This window comes from Secundilactobacillus muriivasis (genome assembly GCF_054785195.1).
This window is the reverse complement of the sequence record NZ_BAABMI010000074.1, coordinates 1-17,606: the sequence shown is the minus strand read 5'-3', so window position 1 is coordinate 17,606 and position 17,606 is coordinate 1. Positions and strand designations below refer to the sequence as shown.

General features: G+C 48.5%; 24 protein-coding genes. 11 read left to right on the top strand and 13 right to left on the bottom strand.

All coding sequences use genetic code 11. The annotated features are described in order from the left end of the window. Window positions 1-61: 61 nt before the first annotated feature. The 5 genes from ACYVR3_RS14715 to ACYVR3_RS14695 all read left to right on the top strand — a co-directional run bounded on the left by ACYVR3_RS14715 (window position 62) and on the right by ACYVR3_RS14695 (window position 3,066). Window positions 62-523, top strand: a complete 462-nt coding sequence (locus ACYVR3_RS14715; RefSeq protein WP_461244842.1) for a lysophospholipid acyltransferase family protein — start codon at window positions 62-64, stop codon at window positions 521-523. Then, window positions 501-1,157, top strand: coding sequence for a TetR/AcrR family transcriptional regulator (locus tag ACYVR3_RS14710; protein ID WP_461244841.1), 657 nt, complete (start codon window positions 501-503; stop codon window positions 1,155-1,157). The genes ACYVR3_RS14715 and ACYVR3_RS14710 overlap by 23 nt, the downstream gene beginning before the upstream one ends. A 25-nt stretch (window positions 1,158-1,182) precedes the next feature. Next, complete coding sequence (locus tag ACYVR3_RS14705; protein ID WP_461244840.1) at window positions 1,183-1,953, top strand: lysophospholipid acyltransferase family protein; 771 nt, start codon at window positions 1,183-1,185, stop codon at window positions 1,951-1,953. Beyond that, entirely contained in the window at window positions 1,950-2,774 is an 825-nt protein-coding gene (locus ACYVR3_RS14700) for a glycosyltransferase (protein ID WP_461244839.1), read from the top strand. The genes ACYVR3_RS14705 and ACYVR3_RS14700 overlap by 4 nt, the downstream gene beginning before the upstream one ends. A gap of 61 nt (window positions 2,775-2,835) precedes the next feature. Next, window positions 2,836-3,066, top strand: coding sequence for a hypothetical protein (locus ACYVR3_RS14695; protein WP_461244838.1), 231 nt, complete (start codon window positions 2,836-2,838; stop codon window positions 3,064-3,066). 82 nt (window positions 3,067-3,148) lie between these two features. Here the strand turns inward: ACYVR3_RS14695 and ACYVR3_RS14690 are convergent, their stop codons facing one another. Together ACYVR3_RS14690 and ACYVR3_RS14685 are read right to left on the bottom strand one after the other, a co-directional pair. Next, window positions 3,149-3,583 carry a hypothetical protein gene (locus ACYVR3_RS14690; protein WP_461244837.1) on the bottom strand — a complete coding sequence of 145 codons (435 nt, stop codon included), beginning with the start codon at window positions 3,581-3,583 and terminating at the stop codon, window positions 3,149-3,151. A gap of 178 nt (window positions 3,584-3,761) precedes the next feature. Next, entirely contained in the window at window positions 3,762-4,127 is a 366-nt protein-coding gene (locus ACYVR3_RS14685; RefSeq protein ID WP_054735328.1) for a Rid family detoxifying hydrolase, read from the bottom strand. A 157-nt stretch (window positions 4,128-4,284) separates the two neighbouring features. Here ACYVR3_RS14685 and ACYVR3_RS14680 point away from each other — a divergent pair, with 157 nt between their 5' ends. Further along, entirely contained in the window at window positions 4,285-4,848 is a 564-nt protein-coding gene (locus ACYVR3_RS14680) for a TetR/AcrR family transcriptional regulator (RefSeq protein ID WP_461244836.1), read from the top strand. Continuing rightward, window positions 4,848-5,528 carry a DUF4097 family beta strand repeat-containing protein gene (locus ACYVR3_RS14675; RefSeq protein ID WP_461244835.1) on the top strand — a complete coding sequence of 227 codons (681 nt, stop codon included), beginning with the start codon at window positions 4,848-4,850 and terminating at the stop codon, window positions 5,526-5,528. Before ACYVR3_RS14680 ends, ACYVR3_RS14675 begins: the two co-directional genes overlap by 1 nt. Window positions 5,529-5,586: 58 nt before the next feature. Here the strand turns inward: ACYVR3_RS14675 and ACYVR3_RS14670 are convergent, their stop codons facing one another. The 5 genes from ACYVR3_RS14670 to ACYVR3_RS14650 form a co-directional block, all read right to left on the bottom strand. After that, the gene (locus ACYVR3_RS14670; protein ID WP_461244834.1) at window positions 5,587-6,765 is read right to left on the bottom strand and encodes a multidrug effflux MFS transporter; all 1,179 of its coding nucleotides are present in this window, start codon (window positions 6,763-6,765) and stop codon (window positions 5,587-5,589) included. A 217-nt stretch (window positions 6,766-6,982) separates the two neighbouring features. After that, window positions 6,983-7,393 (bottom strand): arsenate reductase (thioredoxin), encoded by a 411-nt coding sequence (gene arsC / locus ACYVR3_RS14665; protein ID WP_461244833.1) that lies wholly within the window; start codon window positions 7,391-7,393, stop codon window positions 6,983-6,985. After that, entirely contained in the window at window positions 7,390-7,728 is a 339-nt protein-coding gene (arsD, locus tag ACYVR3_RS14660) for an arsenite efflux transporter metallochaperone ArsD (RefSeq protein WP_461244832.1), read from the bottom strand. The genes arsC and arsD overlap by 4 nt, the downstream gene beginning before the upstream one ends. 12 nt (window positions 7,729-7,740) lie before the next feature. Next, window positions 7,741-9,474, bottom strand: a complete 1,734-nt coding sequence (arsA, locus tag ACYVR3_RS14655) for an arsenical pump-driving ATPase (protein ID WP_461244831.1) — start codon at window positions 9,472-9,474, stop codon at window positions 7,741-7,743. Window positions 9,475-9,492: 18 nt separating this feature from the next. After that, a complete protein-coding gene (locus ACYVR3_RS14650; RefSeq protein ID WP_461244830.1) occupies window positions 9,493-9,816 on the bottom strand; it encodes an ArsR/SmtB family transcription factor in 324 nt (107 codons plus the stop codon). 152 nt (window positions 9,817-9,968) lie between these two features. Here ACYVR3_RS14650 and ACYVR3_RS14645 point away from each other — a divergent pair, with 152 nt between their 5' ends. From ACYVR3_RS14645 to ACYVR3_RS14635, 3 genes are all read left to right on the top strand, one after another. Beyond that, on the top strand, window positions 9,969-10,571 hold the full coding sequence (locus ACYVR3_RS14645; RefSeq protein ID WP_461244829.1) for a stage II sporulation protein M: 603 nt from the start codon (window positions 9,969-9,971) through the stop codon (window positions 10,569-10,571). A 76-nt stretch (window positions 10,572-10,647) separates the two neighbouring features. Beyond that, complete coding sequence (locus ACYVR3_RS14640) at window positions 10,648-11,076, top strand: MarR family winged helix-turn-helix transcriptional regulator (RefSeq protein ID WP_461244828.1); 429 nt, start codon at window positions 10,648-10,650, stop codon at window positions 11,074-11,076. A 60-nt stretch (window positions 11,077-11,136) separates the two neighbouring features. Next, a complete protein-coding gene (locus tag ACYVR3_RS14635) occupies window positions 11,137-12,483 on the top strand; it encodes a dihydrolipoyl dehydrogenase family protein (RefSeq protein ID WP_461244827.1) in 1,347 nt (448 codons plus the stop codon). Window positions 12,484-12,570: 87 nt separating this feature from the next. On the opposite strand, the gene ACYVR3_RS14630 is transcribed toward ACYVR3_RS14635, so the two are convergent. The 5 genes from ACYVR3_RS14630 to ACYVR3_RS14610 all read right to left on the bottom strand — a co-directional run bounded on the left by ACYVR3_RS14630 (window position 12,571) and on the right by ACYVR3_RS14610 (window position 15,686). Beyond that, on the bottom strand, window positions 12,571-13,419 hold the full coding sequence (locus ACYVR3_RS14630) for a hypothetical protein (protein ID WP_461244826.1): 849 nt from the start codon (window positions 13,417-13,419) through the stop codon (window positions 12,571-12,573). 22 nt (window positions 13,420-13,441) lie between these two features. Then, the gene (locus ACYVR3_RS14625; RefSeq protein ID WP_461244825.1) at window positions 13,442-14,254 is read right to left on the bottom strand and encodes a zinc ribbon domain-containing protein; all 813 of its coding nucleotides are present in this window, start codon (window positions 14,252-14,254) and stop codon (window positions 13,442-13,444) included. A 2-nt stretch (window positions 14,255-14,256) separates the two neighbouring features. Continuing rightward, window positions 14,257-15,024, bottom strand: a complete 768-nt coding sequence (locus ACYVR3_RS14620) for a zinc-ribbon domain-containing protein (RefSeq protein ID WP_461244824.1) — start codon at window positions 15,022-15,024, stop codon at window positions 14,257-14,259. A gap of 17 nt (window positions 15,025-15,041) precedes the next feature. Continuing rightward, a complete protein-coding gene (locus tag ACYVR3_RS14615; protein WP_461244823.1) occupies window positions 15,042-15,323 on the bottom strand; it encodes a Mor transcription activator family protein in 282 nt (93 codons plus the stop codon). Between the two features lie 105 nt (window positions 15,324-15,428). Next, window positions 15,429-15,686, bottom strand: a complete 258-nt coding sequence (locus ACYVR3_RS14610) for a Mor transcription activator family protein (RefSeq protein WP_461244822.1) — start codon at window positions 15,684-15,686, stop codon at window positions 15,429-15,431. A gap of 80 nt (window positions 15,687-15,766) precedes the next feature. Here ACYVR3_RS14610 and ACYVR3_RS14605 point away from each other — a divergent pair, with 80 nt between their 5' ends. Continuing rightward, entirely contained in the window at window positions 15,767-16,771 is a 1,005-nt protein-coding gene (locus ACYVR3_RS14605) for a helix-turn-helix transcriptional regulator (RefSeq protein WP_461244821.1), read from the top strand. 462 nt (window positions 16,772-17,233) lie between these two features. Here ACYVR3_RS14605 and ACYVR3_RS14600 read toward each other — a convergent pair whose 3' ends face one another. Next, a complete protein-coding gene (locus ACYVR3_RS14600; protein WP_461244820.1) occupies window positions 17,234-17,545 on the bottom strand; it encodes a hypothetical protein in 312 nt (103 codons plus the stop codon). Window positions 17,546-17,606: the final 61 nt, after the last annotated feature.

Here is a 17,606-nt window from a genome sequence, read left to right as displayed (position 1 = left end):
AGCAAGATCAAAAGCCGTCAGTTTTTGAAAAACATGAAAACTGACGACTTTTTTGGAAGGTATGAATAATTCAGGCTACATGGCCCGAACCTTTCCACAAGCCCTTGCCCAACAGCTAGACCAAAACCGGCTTGTCTTGATCTACCCGGAACAAGAAATGTGGTTCAACTACCGCAAACCGCGACCAACCAAACGCGGCCCGTACCATTACGCTGTGAAGTTCAACGTCCCAATTGCGTCGCTGTTTATCGAAATTCAAGATTCACCACGTCAGGACAACGCTGAATTTAACCAAACCCGTTACATCGTTCACGTACTCGACCCCATTTACCCGGACCCGAACCTGACTGCCCGGGAAAACGAACTGGCCATGCAACGTCGCGATGAACAGCAAAAAGTGGCCGCTTACGAAGCCGCCTACCACCAACCCTACACGACTCAGTTTGACGTCACCGACATTGCCGGTTGGCGCCAACCCACTCAACCTAAGGAGGCTCCTCATGGCAACCCAGCATACCGTTGAAACCCTATTCGAAGATTCCATTCAATCAGCCGAACTTTCCGACAAACAAAAAGCCGTGCTCCGCGCCAGTCTCACCCTCTTTTCTCAAAAGGGCTTTGATCACACAACTACCAGTGATATCGCAACGCTGGCTCAGGTTTCGGAAGGCACCGTCTTCAAACAATTTAGAACCAAACAGGCGCTATTAAATGCGTTGCTAGTGCCCTTCTTGGAGCACGTGATTCCTAAAATTGCGTCTGAGTTCATCGACTCGGCACAACACGTTCAAATTCCCAACTTTTCGGATTTTCTCGCCTACGTCTTACACGACCGGATGCAGTTTATTTCGGACAATCAGCACTACCTGCGGATCTTCGTTCAGGAACTGATCCTGCATCCTGCTAATATCCAAGCCCTCATGATCAATAACCAAGCCTTGATTCAACAAGGCATCGCCACCATGGAACTGGTGCTTAAGCAATACCAGCTGACGAACCAACTCGTTGACTGGCCAGCACCGCGAATCGGTCGTTACGTGATTGGCGTTTTCGTCAGTCATGCGGGACCCCAACTGGTTTTAAATACCGAGCCGCAAAACGTGGACCGAGCTTGTGATGAAGCGTTGGAGTTTTTATTGCGGGGCTTGCAACCTTAAATTTTCACTTGGGAGGCGCATCAAGATGCCAATCAAATTTAACCAGACGATCTACTACGATCACGTTTCAGACGATATCATCCAGAGCGCTAATCAAACTTACCAGCTCCCACCGGACTACCAGTGGCACCGTGGTCGACTTGCAACCAGATTCAGCAACGTATTTCAACTGATCATCCGCTGGCTGGCCAAATCCATTTGTCGCTATGGACTACACATTACTGTTCGCAATACTCGCTGTTTAGCACCATATCAGCATCATGGCGTCTACTTATACGGCAATCACACGCAACCAACTGGCGACGTGTTCCTCCCTTTCATGCTCAGTAAACACCCGGCCATTATTGTTGCACCAGCCAATCTCGGCATCCCAATCATCGGTCACTGGTTACCTGCCGCGGGGGCGTTGCCGATTCCATCGCAGTTGCACCAACTGCAACAATTTACCACTGGTGTTTACGAGGCCGTCGACCAAGGACGGGCTGTGATGATCTATCCTGAAGCCCACGTCTGGCCTTATGCCACCATGATTCGCCCGTTTCCGGCGACCGCGTTTCACTACCCAGTTGCACACCCAGCACCGGTATTTTGCGTCACGACCACCTACCAACGTTCTCGGTGGCACCGTAAGCCCCGGGTAACAGTCTACGTTGACGGTCCCTTTTTTCCAGATCCACACCTGACGGCCAAGCAGCAACAGCGCCACCTGCACCAGCAAGTGACCGACTGCATGCACCATCGCAGTCAGGCCAGCACCTACGACTACGTTCACTATCAAAGGAGATCCCCAAAATGAACATTCTATACTGCGGCGATCAACACATGCGAGACGGACTAATCATTTCGATTCTTTCCCTGACCAAGCACCACACTGAACCGCTCCACATTTACATTTTAACGGCCACGATCACGACACCAGACCGGACTTACTGGCCGATTGAAGACCGAGTTGTTGCGAAACTTAACGTCCTAGTCCAACGGGAAAATCCATTAAGTACCGTTGTTAAAATTGATATCACGCGGCAATTCCAAACTGAATTCCCAACCGCAAACCTCAACACGATTTTTACCCCAAACTGTATGCTTCGACTTTACGCGGATCAGGTACCAGTGTTACCAAACCGGATTTTGTATTTAGATACTGACGTGATTTGTCGGCAGAACTGTCAGGTATTTTATCAACAACCACTTGAGCATGTCGAATTCGTTGGCGTGCTCGACCACTATGGTCAGTGGCTGTTTAAGGAGCGGTTCGCGCACTTATCCTATCTAAATTCGGGGGTTTTGTTGCTGAACCTGCGCCAAATTCGGGAATCCGGGTTGTTTGCTGACTGTCGCTACCTTTGCCGAGTTCAGCGGATGTTCATGCCGGATCAGTCAGCGCTCAATAAACTGGCTTTTACTAAACGAATCGCTCCCCGCCGCTTTAATGAACAGCATCGGTTGCACGCCGACACGGTCTTTCAACACTTTACAACCAGCTTCCGCATTTTCCCTTGGATCCACACGTTAACGGTTAAGCCCTGGCAAGTTGACCAGATGCACCGCAAACTGAAACTACATGAGTACGATGATCTGTTGAGCCAGTACCAGCAAATTGTAGCGTCGCTTGCTTAATCGTTGCCTTTTGTGCGTTAATTTTCTAAACTATGGGTAATCTAACAAAGTAGGTGATCTGATGGACCCACAAAAACAATTTTTTACCTTTTTGATTGACCGGACGTTACCAGAGATGCAAGATGATGTGAAAGCAATGTTAGCCGAGGCTTTTAAAAAACAAGCAGCGGGCACGTTTGACCAGACGGCGTTGAAGGACTTCGCTGCAAAATTAGCGCCAAAGTTACTGCCAGATAAGGTGACTGAGGTTCAAGAAGCCATGGCGAAGTTTGCTTCTGGTTTGAAGAAATAAACTGAAAAATAGGCGTCACGTAATCGAGATGTTATCGATTACGTGACGCCTGTTTTTGATTTCAATATCTGACTAGCAGATACTAGTATTTTTGATAGTAGTCTTGCCCGGCAAACGACTTCGTGTAAGTCAAGCGAACCCGGTTGTGACTGTACCGCTTAACGTACCAAGTCTGAGTCTGATCCACGTAGGCGTTCCCACGAACTTCATACAGTCCGGCCTTGAGCTTACGGTATTTGGCCTTACCGTTGATACCAAAAATGTTGGCTGAACTGACATACTTTTTGCTGTGACTGTACTCGTTCTGCCAAAATTGTAGTTTATAAGTCGTGATGTGCAGATAACTTCTGAAATAATACGGTTTCACCGACTTAAATGCTGTGCGGTACTTGCCACGTAAGACAGTTGGTGTCCCTTTGTGCCAAGTAGCGGCTGCTGCATGGTTGTTGATATTACTAACCCCGAAGGCGACTCCTAGCGAAGCTGCGATGATGAATGATGTCCCTAACTTTTTCATAATGAATTCCCCCAATAGAAGGATTATATCATTTATGTTTAGCGTGAAATTGTGCATTTAGACCAAAATACGCGTCATGCAATCGGGATGCTGATTGCATGACGCGTGTTTTGGTGGGTATGTAACTGGCGTTTTGGTGCGTAACTGTCCTCGAGCCTAAACGTGTTCCACACTCTCTTTACTCCACAATCAACTCCACCTCAACTAACGCCCCAGCCGGAATCACCGCCGCAAACGTTGACCGGGCTGGTTTTGATTCAACGTAGTCGCCGTAGATGGCGTTGAATTTGCCGAAGTCATCGATGTTCTTTAGTAAGCAGGTCGCCTTCACCACGTCCTTGTAGGACTTACCGGCTGCTTCCAAGATGGCACCTAAGTTCGCCATGACTTGCTTGGTTTGGGTTTCAATATCATCACCGGCTAATTTGCCAGTTTTGGGGTCAATCCCAATTTGGCCAGAAATAAAAACTAAGTCGCCGGTCTTCTTAGCCTGAGAATAGGGTCCGAGTGGTTCTGGTGCGTTTGCGCTGTAAATGGTTTCCATAAATTAAATCCTCCTGAGATTAATGCCATCATTTTATCATAAATAACCCATTAGCAGTAATTAGTTTCGTCGTTAAAACAAACTGTTGTATTACCGATGGACTTCAATTATTATGAATGAATAAATCAAATTATTCATTCACGGAGGTTAACTCACCATGCCATCAGTTCTAGATGCCGCAACCACGGTCTTTCTTGCCAACGGCTATAAGCACACCAACGTTGCGCAAATTGCCAAGGCCGCAGAGATTGCGACCGGTTCGTTCTATAAATTCTACCCATCCAAGCAAGCCGTCTTTCTCGCCGTTTACGATACTGAAAACGAGCGGCTTCGCGCAACCTTGGCCGCTAAGTTGGCAGCCGGTATCGGGTTAGTCGATGGCGCAACGATGATCGTCCGTACGGTATTTGACACCATTAAACAAAACCAGGTCCTCATGGAGTGGTACCGACCGGAAATCGGGCCACTACTACATGATACCTATCAGAAACGGATGGCTGATGGGACTTACGGGTTCAGCAACGTGCTGGCTCACTGGTTTGATGAACAACAACGCGAACTGGGGCTAAGCGTTGCGCAACAGCAGTATTTACAACGGGGCGTTCAATTTTTGAACGATTTAGATCAAGTGTTAACGGCTGAAACCTTCGTCAACCAAACGGAAACGCTGGTGTTGATGGTGCAAGCCTACCTAGAAAAGTTTGTTTTGGAGGAGAACTAGTGAAAAAAATCATACTGTGGGGCATCTCAATTATCGTCATCATCGCTGCGGTAATTGGCGCTGGTGCCGGCTGGGCAGTTACCAGTAATCATCGCATCGACCTTAATCAATTCTCAGTGTCAAAACTAACGCAAAAATCGCTGACTTCGACCACCACCGTTCGGAACCTGTCATTGAACGTGCGAACCGCCGTGGTGGAGATTAAAGCTGGCTCACAATTTACGATTAACGCCACCAACGTGACCAACGATGAATTACAATTGCGCGAAGCTGGCGATACGGTCACCGTTACCCAAGCTCAAGCTGGTCAACACCACTTTGAGTTGGGGCGTTCTGCCAAGATCACGATTACGGTGCCCACTCAACTCACGACGCTGAGTGCTGACCAACTCAACGGAACTTTGAAGTTGAACGACATCAGTATCGATCACCTCAACTTGACCCACAGTAACGGCACTACCCAACTCACGGCTGTTTCACTGAAAGAAGCCGGGACCCTAACCAAACAAAATGGCAGCACTAACCTGAAACGGGTGACTGTTCCGGGACTACAAGTCCAGCTTAAAAACGGTCAAGCACACCTCAATGGTCGAAAAATTTCTAACCACTACAACGATCACCACGCCGAACAACTGGTCTTAACAAGCAACAACGGCCAAGTTAACGTGACCACTAAATAACTCACAAAAGCGACAGTTAACCGGTGCATTTCGCACCCATTAACTGTCGCTTTTAAATTTAGACTTTAATTTTGATTACTCGGTGCAACCCAACGCTCCCAATCAACATCACCGCCACAACCAAGGTCATGTACTGCGGCAACACCCAAACGGTCCCATCGTGCATCGCACTCATCAACAGCGTCAGCGCACTGATGCCAAGGTAGTATCCCAGACTCAACAGCCCACTAGCGGTCCCCATTACATCTTCAAACCCGATCAGCACTCGGTTGAGTACCATCGGCAACGCAAGGTTGATTCCGGTAAAGGTCAAGAAAATGGCGATAAATGCGGACACTAACTGCTGAATGCCAACAAACAGCGCCACCGAGCCAATCAACGCTAACACTAACCCAGCATCAATCAGCGTCTCCGGCGTCACCCGCCCCGCCAGCGTGGTGGTCAAACTCGCACCAACCAAACTAGCGGCCGCAATCACCATCCCAGACCAGCCGTACTGAAAGGCGGACAGGCCAAAGTGAGTTTCAAACACAAACGGTGCTTCGGCGTAGTAACTGAACAGCACGCCGTTAATGCCGCTGATCAGCAACCCGTACACCCAAACCCGCGGTGTCCGTACCAACCGACCGGCAACTCGCCACCACGGAACCGTCTGCGTGACGACCTGCATCAACGTTTCCGGTAACCGGAGTTTCGTATAACCCCACAGCAACATCGCCATGATCACTAACGCGAAGAATACGCTGCGATAGCCGCCCCAGTATGTCTGAAGCGCCCCACCAATCAGCGGTCCTAACGCCGGCGACAACGACATTGCAGCACTCACTTGCGCAAACACCCGCTCACCACGAACGCCACTGAAACTTTCACGCATAATGGTTTGCGTGACCACTGAACCAACCGCTGCTCCAAAGGCCTGAAGTAGCCGTGCTGTCATCAGTAACGGAAACTGGCTAGCAAACAGCAGGCCAAGGTTCCCAATTAAATAAACCACGATGCCCCACAGCATCGCTTGCCGCCGACCAATTCGGTCTGACAGCCAGCCCCAAAACACAACGCCGACCGCAAAGCCGATAAAGTAACTACTCATGGTCAACTGACTGTTCTGGACACTCACGTTGAAGGCCCGACTCAATGCCGGCAATACCGGCGCAAAAATCGATTCGCTGATTTGGGGAAACCCCACCAGCGCAATGATGATCAAAATAGATGGTGCTTTTTTCTGGACGTTTTTCACGTGTCATTTCTCCTAAAAGTTAATTTGCGGAAAAACGTCCTTCGCCACTTACAGTTGCACAGGCGATAAAGGTCACGTATGGCACTGCAATCAGCTCCCTTCTCAGTAACATACAAGGCTTTAGGTTACAGGAAATGTGGAGCGAACGCAACTGATAATTCGCAATGATAACGACACAAAAACGGACTGGTCGTCATCACCAACCAGCCCATTTTAGCTAAACTGTTGCTCGCAATGCCAAAACGCGTTCCCGAATCTCATCACGCACCGACCGAAAGACCGCCAACTTCTCAGCCTCAGTCCCCGTCGCACCAGCCGGATCCGGTAATGGCCAATGCTGCTTTTCAACTCTGGCCGGCGTCATCGGGCATTTGTCCCGGGCATCGCCACAGAGGGTCACCACTAAGTCGGAACTATTCAGGTAATCCAGATCAATCAACTTAGAGTGATGGTCAGCAATATTCACGCCAACTTCCGCCATTACTTTGACAGCGTTGGGGTTTAAGCCGTGCATTTCAACTCCTGCACTCGCAACTCGCCAGTTTGGGTCTAATAATTCACGCGCAAATCCTTCTGCCATTTGGCTACGACAGGAGTTACCGGTGCATAAGAAATAGACTTGCTTCACTTAGTTACCTCCACGGGGACATTCGTCAGCGTTAACCCGGTATACTGTTCTAATTCTGCGGTTGTCGGATACTGACCAGTCGCGACAATTTGGCCATCCACGAGCGTCATCGGCAAGCAGGCCATTCCGGCCGTTGCCAGTCGCTGGGCCACTTGTTCATTACGGACAAATGCATCAGGATTACCACTTAAATTCCGGCGAATAATCCGGGCCGAATCGCTCCGGTTCACAAACCGCGAAATTGCCGTGATACGAATCAGATTCTGATCGATACTGGGGCCACAAAGCCCGGTTGGACAACACATTGCTGGTTCAAAAAGTTCGACTTTTTTCATCAAAATTTCCTCCTAAACGGTTAAATGGACTGCTTCAAAATTTGATTGCCACGGCATCACCGCGTAATGCCCCTTCGAAATCGTTGCAACTCGTTGAAGCCATTCGACTTCGTTGACCGCCCGTGCTTGCAAGAACTGATTATCGGTTGGGGTCGTTACCGTACTCTGGTTCACCAGCCACCACTTATGAGGCATCTTAGCCCGGTCAAGGTCAGCGTTCAAGCGAACAGCTTCATAAATTGGCGTTGCTTCCGGCAACGTCACCGTTAAGATCTCAGTTTGCTGTGAATCTTGTAGCCGTGGCAAAAGATCAATCACCGCTTGTGGCACCTCACCAGTCGTACGCTTTACTTCTTGCGCATAGTTCTCCGTGGAATCTAGCAACAAAAGCGTGTGCCCAGTTGGCGCCGTATCAATGACCACGATATCACTATCATCCTGAGCAACGATTGCGGCAAATGCCCGAAACACCGCAATTTCCTGCGTACAAGGCGACCGCAGATCTTCAGCAATATAGGCAACGTCATCCGCATTCATTGTCTGCTTGGCCTTGGTAAGGATCTCGCTTTGATACGCCTTTAAAACCCGTTGTTCATCAATGTGACTCACCGTAATGGCTGGGTCGTCAATTTTAAACAATGCCAAGTGGTCTGCCGGATCCGTCGTTGCTAAATGAACCGTGCGGCCGTGTTGCGCTAACTTCTGGGCTAATTGCACGGCCACGGTCGTTTTACCAACGCCACCCTTGCCCATCGTGAAAACAATTTTTTTATGACTTTCAAGTAGGTCCGCAACCACGCGGTCCAGTGTCGGAAGTGCTGGTATGTCAATTATTTCTCGTTGTACCTCAGGTTGCTGTGTCTGTAATAACGCACGAACCTTAGCAATCCCAGTCACGTTATACGCCCGAAGTGGCACCATCGCACTAGATAGCGCTTTCAAATTAGCCGGCATCGCTGCTAAATCCGCTTGCTGCTGATCAACAATTGCGCGCGATGGGGCGTCATTTGATTCGGTCAAAACACCGTTAATAATCAAGCGTTGTTGCGTCATCCCAAGTTGCACCAACGCCTGCGCTGTCCGTGACGCTTCTAACAACGATGCGCGTTGAGGCCGAGTGACCAACATCAGCGTTGTCTGTTGGGCATCCGCTAAAGTTGCCACTGCTCGTTCATAACAGGCTTTTTGTTCACCCAATCCTGCCAGCTGTCCCAGACAAGACGCCCCTTGCGGATTATCATCCAGATAATTATTCCAAGCTGAGGGCAACTGCAGCAATCGCAAGGTGTGCCCAGTCGGCGCAGTGTCAAAAATAATCTCATCATACCGGTTCGCAATTTCAGGATCCGTCAAAAAATGCGCGAATTCATTAAACGCCGCAATTTCAACCGTACATGAGCCGGATAACTGTTCCGCCATGTTCGCAATCGCCGCGTCTGGCAACTTCCCTCGGTACGGTCCAATCACGCTTTCTCGGTATTCTGCTGCCGCAACGACCGGATCAAAATTAGCTGCATCCAGTCCTGAAACAGCTTTAACCGGTGTTGGCTGATTCGTCAATGGCATTTCAAAAACGTCCTGCAAGTTACTTGCCGGGTCAGTTGACACGATCATCACTCGGTGACCGGCATCCGCTAGTTTAACCGCCGTAGCAGTCGCCACCGTAGTTTTACCAACACCACCTTTGCCAGTAAAAAATAGGTAATGCGTTAACTCACTCGTCAACGGTTCATACAACGCTACCATTCTTACTTCCTCCTCTAACTAAATCACGTTATCACACGTTGCTGATTCATCATGGCACTGGCAATCCGACTGTTCATCTAACAACGTTGCCGTACTGATCTTAAATTGTTGGATAAATTCGGGCCGTAACGTGTAGTAATGCCACTTCCCAGATTTCCGAGACGACACGATGCCCGCCGTTTCTAGCACCTTCATGTGATGAGAAAGGGTCGGTTGCGTCACGTCAAAATGCGTGAGTAAGTCACATGCACACATCGTGCCACACGACAGTAGATCAATGATCTTCAATCGTTTTGCGTCCGCCATGGCCTTTAAAGCGACCACGTACTGTTCATTCGTCACTGATTGTCACCCCATTTCAAATAGATAGTTGTCTATACGTAAAACATAGACGATTATCTATGTGTTGTCAAGAGCGCCTACCGAATTGACTGCAATCTTCGCCTCTGCCATACTAAAATCAGTCTTAAAAATTCAATCTAGGAGCGCCACATATGTCTAACCAAGCCATTATTCACCGCACCATCCGCTTCCAAAGCTTAATGATCAGTCTCACCTTGCTGGCCGCCATTGTCACCTATTTGATTAATCCCGATATGAGCCACGTGCTCAACACCGCTAGCAACGCTACCCCCTCATCCGTTGCACACGCCAAGGGTTGGTCGTTAGTCGGCGCCTACTTCCTACACAACGGCGTTCAAATTCCGTTGGTCATGCTGGTCTTATCGCTGATACCAATCGGCTACCTTTACCTTTGGAATTCGATTCTAACCGCGATTCTGCCCGGAATTCTGTACGGCATCGCGCTACGCCACAGTGTTCGTGCCGGTCTGGCAATTCTAATTGGCAGCCTGCCACACAGCTTACTGGAGTACACCGAAATGTGTGTTTTGGCCGCTTTCCTATTTGAAATCAATCGCATCATCCGCCTCAAATGGCATCATTGGCGCAAACGAACCGAAACAACGCAACCGCTAATGCCAGTCTGGCGACCACTCCTCAAAGGCTACCTGATAGCTGTTGTGCCACTATGTTTAGCGGCCGCAATTTGCGAAACCTTCGTGGCGGACATTATCGCCAACTGGATCAACGGCTAAATTAACGGTTGCTATTTGTTAAAAAGACGTGTAATATAAAATTTAATCGTACACGACTAATATTTGGAGGTGCGCCATGACGACTCACGTTCACTTGGCAGATCAGCTCTGCTTCAGCGTCTACAACGTCAATCGTTTGTTTAACAAGTTTTATCAAGAAGCGCTGACACCCTACAGCCTCACCTACCCGCAGTACTTACTGCTCACGACCTTGTGGGAAAACGATCACCGCGAGTTACGGGACTTGGGCGCCACGTTGCACCTGAATTCCAATACCCTGACGCCGATGGTTCGGCGACTTGAAGACCGTGGTTGGGTCAGCCGCACGCATCCAGAAAACGACAAACGTCGCCTACTGGTCAGCTTAACTGACATGGCCCGTGAGAACGAAGCGCCGATCCACGACGCCCTCGCCACGTGCTTGGCACGCCACGACCTTTCCATCGATGATTACGAGCAAGCACTCGCCCTCAATCAAAAACTGATGACCGCTTTTAACGACTAAAGCGGTTTTCTTACCCCATATCAATCGTGCACGACTAATTAAATTCTTGGAGGCATTTATATGAACTATGATGTTATTTTTATCGGCTCCGGTCACGCAACTTGGCACGCAGCCGTTGCGTTAAAGCAAGCCGGCAAGCAAGTGGCCATTGTTGAAAAAGACCTGGTTGGCGGCACCTGCACCAACTACGGCTGCGACGCTAAGATCGCGCTGGACGGTCCCTTTCAATTAACTGAACAGCTTCAACGCTTCCAAGGTCACGGCGTTAACAGTGTCCCAACCATCGACTGGCCAGCCTTGATGGCCTACAAGCACAACGTCATCGACCCACTGGCACCCACGATGAGCCAACTCTTTACTAAAATGGGCATCGACTTGTTGACTGGCGCCGCCAAGATTGCGGACGCCCACACCGTTCGAATCGGCGACCAGACCTACACCAGTGACTACATCGTGATTGGGACCGGCCAACGGCCAGCTACCCTGCCAATTTCAGGTAACGAAAACATTCACGACAGCCGTGAATTCTTAGACTTACCAGAAATGCCACAACGGCTCGTCTTCATTGGCGCCGGCGTGATTGCGATGGAATTTGCTACCATGGCTGCAACGATGGGCCGCGAAGTGCATATTGTGGAATTTGGCGACCGGGCTTTGGGGGCATTTAATCAAACCTACGTGGCGAAACTACAAGCGAAGTTGGAAGCGCAAGGCGTTCAATTCCACTTTAATGAAGCGGTAACTGCCGTTTCAGTAGCTGACGATACCTACACCGTTACCACTAAGAGTGGCCTGACCATCGATGCTGATTACGTGCTTGGCGCAACTGGCCGGGTGGCTAACGTTGAAAACCTCGGCTTAGAAGACCTCAACATCGAGGCCTCCGCCCGCGGGATCAAGGTCAACGATCATCTTCAAACGACTGTGCCAAACATCTTCGTTAGTGGCGACGTGATCGATAAAGTCCAACCGAAGTTGACACCAACTGCCACCTTTGAATCAAACTACATCGCACGCACAATTCTAGGCAGCACCGACCCAATCAGCTACCCAGCCATCCCCAGTGTGGTCTTCACCATGCCACGGTTAGCTGAAGTTGGTGTGAGTGTTGCGGAAGCTGAAGCTCACACAGACCTTTACCGGACCCAAGTTGTGCCATTTGGTCAACAATTAGCCTTCGAATTCAAGTTGGCGTTGGATGCCGAAGCAACCTTGGTCTTTGATAAGGCCGGTTACTTGGTTGGCGCTAGTTTATACGCTGACGATGGTGATGATTTGGTTAACTTACTGACGTTGATCATCAACGCCCGCTTTACCGCTGACCAACTGCAACAACAGATTTTTGCCTTTCCTAGTGCGACTAGTGGGGTGATTGATTTGTTGGGGACGTTGTTGCCGCGGGGATAACAACAGATTTTTATAACCATTAAAAAATACGGTATGAACTTTCGAAATGGAAGTCCATACCGTATTTTAATTTAGCATTAATATGATTCACTTCACCCGAACAGTCTTCGTCCCCGTTACTGCTGTATAGTGACCGTTCGTATAATGACCAACCGTCACCTTAACCGTCTTGGCCTTTGGTGCGTAGATGGTCTTACTGAAGGTGTGCTTGCTACTCAACTTAGCATAGCGGTAACCTTTATACGTCTTGATGCGCGCGTAGTTGGCTGACTTCGTTAACTTGGCCGTTCCAGTAACCTTGACGTACTTTTTCGAAGCGGTCTTCTTAGCTGATAGCTTTGAAATTGTGCTCTTGTTAGCAGCCGGTGTGTGGTAGACGATGGCGCCGTATTCAAAGACGTCAGTACTTAACGTCAGTCCAAAATGTTGAACGGCATCCGTTTTTCCCTCTTGAATAGTTTTATTTTGGACCTGCGCATACATATCAGCCAGTTGCGCTTGGTCCTCACTTGAAAAACGTGGCGCGAAATAGTGGTAAAGGTCAGTTACCGCTGCCCAGTCCTGTTCAAAATCAGATCCTAAAACAACACCCCCACTATCATTTAACGGTGCATTATACACTGAACTATACGCGATCGAATTGATGACGTACGGCATGCTGCCAGTACTATCATTAGGCAGCGCGTACGAAGATGTAATTGTCCCGTTACCCTCATAATTAACTCTTTTCGCAATATAATTTTGAGTCGTGGTACTGCTTTCAGACAACGCCTTCTTCACAGCTTCAAAATCCGCCTTATTACTCGTCCGTTCCGCCGCCTGCGCACTCACTGTGCCAGCCGCCATCGGCTGATCGATAGCGGGGACGATTGCCGTTCCCATCAAAACTGTTCCTAACATCACTGCGGTTGCTTTGGTCCAAGTGCCTTTAATCATTATCATTTCCTCCTAACGATCGTTACTTCGTATTCCCCTGATAATCTGGATACTGACTGTCATCGTATGAGCTATAGGTTGATTGCTCTTCTCCATAGGTCTTATCGAGTGCATCACCGATTTCATCCGCTTTACTCTCGTACTCAGAATCGTTCATCGTAGCGTAGGCTTTGTCGGTGCTGGCTGAATCTTCATCATCGGCGCTGTCATCGTAGTCGGTGTCATCCGAATCACTGTAATCACTACTATCAAAATTAAACGGCAATGCGAACTGCGCCGGATCCCCGGTTAGCACAAAATCATACCAACTCGATACCGTATCGCCATCCTGCTTTAACTTGCTGTCGAAGTGATACTTGCCTGGGAAAAATTCATCATTGAAGTCGCTAACCTTTACCTTTTGTTTGTTAACCGTGGTCTCGGCCTTCTTAATATCCGCATCCGGTTTAATTTTCGTCAAACTCGCACTCATGTAGTAGTCCTTAAAGAACAGGAACTTCGTCCGCGTTTGAACCGAAAATTGGTAGTAATATTCAGCACCCGCAATGTTTTTATCGTTCACCAGCCGATTGCCAATTTCTTTATCAGAAATCGTAGCGTTTTTCTGCCAGTCTTTCAAAACACCTTTGGCACCAAGGTTAGCGAATCGCGACACTTGGCTCTCCTTATCAAATTGTTTCAAAAACAGCTTACTATCCTGCTTTTCCACCGCCGTTGAAAGCCGCTCTGACAGTTGCGTCTTAGACGTTACCAACCGCGTCTTCACTAACAACGTTCCACCAACCAGGATTACCACGATTGCCAACGCCAGCGCAATTAAATCCCGTCGTTTCATCGTCAGGCCACCTTTCTATCGAGGAGCATGAGGAAGTATGGATAAAGACCAACAACTGGGATAATCAGCAACCAAGCCACTCCGGTATTTTGTCCAATGTAGGCCAACCGCCGCATACAAGCTGAGATCAACAAAACTTGAACCGCAATATCCAGCAGCACGCCAACGACCGGGATAAAGGCCAAAATGATACTGATGATGCACATGCCCAAATACCCCCACCAAAACACCGACTTCCGACTTTCTGGCACGTTGCCGTTAAACTCGAAGGCGTGTTGTAACACGTACTGCACACTCCCCACAAACCCGAGTTGGGGTTGATCTGGGATTGCTTGTTGCGTCCGCTGGTTATTGTACGGTTGGTTGAACTGCGCTTGTTGTTGATAGGCAGATTGCTGGTTAGTCTGCGCCTGTTGCTTTGATTGTGAATTAGTTGCTGATTGCGTATCTGGCGCAGGTTGCTCAGTCGTCATCCGTTGACTAGTCGATACCGTTTGTGCGTTGTTTATGTCACGGGTCCGATTCTCGTCACCAGCTTCCGACTGCAATTGCTGAACTGATTCGCCATTGCCTGTATCAGTCGGCTGAGCGACCGACGCAACCGTCGAGCCGGTCGCTTGTAAATCGTTTGACTTCGTTGATTGAACATCAGATTTAGTGGCTACCGGCTGGGCATTCACTGACTGCATCGCTTCAATCTTCATCCCACACGCTGGGCAAAATTTAACCCCTGGTTGTAACGCATTCCCACAATTTGGACAAAACTTCATTCAAAACATCCCCTTGTTTATTGATCTTGCTTCTCAGCCCTTTGGCGTCCCTCACGCTGGACTTGTTGGACCCACTTTTGCGAATAGCCGTACTTTCTGGCAAGCTGTTGCGGGCGGTCATCGAGGTGCTCTCGCATTAGCCGTCGCTGGACGCGTTCGCGGTTATATAAGTGCGCCGGAAAGTTGATCTGCGTCCCCTTATATTCCGACCAAACCATTAACATCGCTTCTGGTCCCAGTAACTGTTCTAGGCGTTCGTAAAGTGGCTGCAACAGTCGTTTGTCAACCGGTTCTGTCACGTACCCCTCCCCTTTCTTATTAGTATTATCTTAACAACAAGAAAACGGCTTAGATACGGCACTCTTCGGTTGAACTCCCCTTGGAAAGTTCACTATTAAACGCCATTATTTGCGCTGTGCTTTGAGCACCTGCTGCACCCATTTTTGCGAGTACTGGTACCGCCGAGCGAGGTCTCGGGTATTGGTGCCATCGTACTGTTGCTGAATCCGTAACGCCGCAAGTTGGCGGCTGTAGAGGTGTGCTGGAAACGTCACCTGCATGCCGTTAAATACTCGCCAGATCTTCAACATATTTTCGGTGCCCACCAAGGTATTTAACTGGCTATAAAGTTCGTGTAGGGCTTGTTGGTCGATTTCTGTCATCTTCACCACTCCTTTTTGATATACTCAAGGTATCAAATTAGATAGACAGATTTCGTCTACTAGAATCAAAAGGTGATCAAATGGCTAAAAACTTTCGGCAACTCCAAATCTTCTACGACCTCCTCAACGGCGCCCGTCTTCAAAAGGCCGACCTCGTGCAGAAATTCGGGGTCAGCCCCCGGGCAATTCAGCGTGACATCAGTGAATTGAACGTCTTTTTAGCCGACACCAGCGCGCACCAATCCATCGTGCACACCGACGCCGGCTACCAACTCGTGTCCGAACAACATGAACTTACACCTCGAGAAGTTCTCGTGCTCATCAAGGTGCTACTGGCTAGCCGAGCACTCAATAAGCAGGAACTCAACAGCACGTTGCGCGGTCTACTTCAACTGATCAAAACCAGTGACCGCAAAGCCGTCGAACCGATTATCAAGAACGAGGCCTTCTTCTACGAACCGGTGCATCACCATCAAAACCTCCTCAACAGCCTCTGGGACTTCAGCCAAGCCATTCGACAAAAAAAGACGCTGGTCATTACCTACCAGCGTCGCGACAAGCAAACGGTCACCCGGACAATTTTGCCCGAGGCCATTATCTTCTCTGAATATTATTTTTACGTAGTGTCCTACAACGAAAAGTATGCGTCCAACCTCCTCTACCGCGCCGACCGCATTCAGGCCTACACTACCGCTGACACCACCATCACCCGTTCACGCGCCGACCGCTTCGAAGACGGCCAATTCCGCCAGCGCATCCAGTTCATGTACCCCGGCTCTCTGATCACCGTACGCTTCCAGTTCTGGGGCATCGTTGAGGCCGCGTTGGACCGGTTGCCAACTGCACGGGTTGTGAAGCGGTATTTGGCCAATGGTGATGAGGAACTCATTACTGATGACGGGGTGCGGAACCGGCAACCGGATGCTGGCGGTTCTGTGGTGATTGAGGCTGAGGTGTTTGGGGAGCGTGGTGTGATGATGTGGTTGTTGAGTCAGGGGAGTAATGTGCGGGTGTTGGGGCCGGAGAGTTTGGTGCGGGGGATTGGGGAGGAGATAGGGTTGATGCAACATCAATATCTATCATAAGATAATCATGTAAATTATCGTAATTGTTTTATTTATAGCTATTCTCTTCATTCATAAAGGTACCCCTATACGAGCATTGGGTACTATTGATCGTATTGGTATTTTCACAGGTGCAATTGGAATTATCTTAAAGGTATTGATTGGTCTCATTCCTAGTTATTCAATGATGTCCACTGCTGGCCCTGTTATGTTAGTCGGATTGGTGGGGACACTCCTATGCGTGGTTGCAATTATTTGCTTCGGCTATGATATTGTTGTTAAACTCTTTGGTTCATTATTTTAATAATTAATCTACACTCAAGGGATAATAACTATTTCTCTTACAAAAGTCGGGATTATAATTCTTATAAATACAAGAATTATAATCCCGACTTTTATCTACCTACTACCGTTCTACTAATTCAATAAACGTAAATCAAATAATTAGGTATTCAAGTTACTTATTTTTAATGCTATTCACTACTATTCATTAAAGAAGTTCAACACATCATCATTCGTTCTTAAAACCTTTTCTTCTGCTACTCCACTAGCTTTAGCATAGTTAGCCGTATTTTTTAACTGGATATTAGCCGCTAACGTCAAATCGTGTGCTAAGTCACCTAACTTATCAAGACGGTCATAAGTAACATAGATTTGCTTAATAATCTCTTGATACGTGTCATCAATTTTGGCAAGCGTTGTTTGATAACGAGTTAATATCTCCTGCTTACTAACACCTACAGCATATCTAAAATTCTCTGCAAGCGTCTTGATACTACTTCCTGAATTATTCACCAGAAACTCCAAAATCCCCATCAAACACATGATTCAAGTGCTTGATGGGAATTTTACGTTT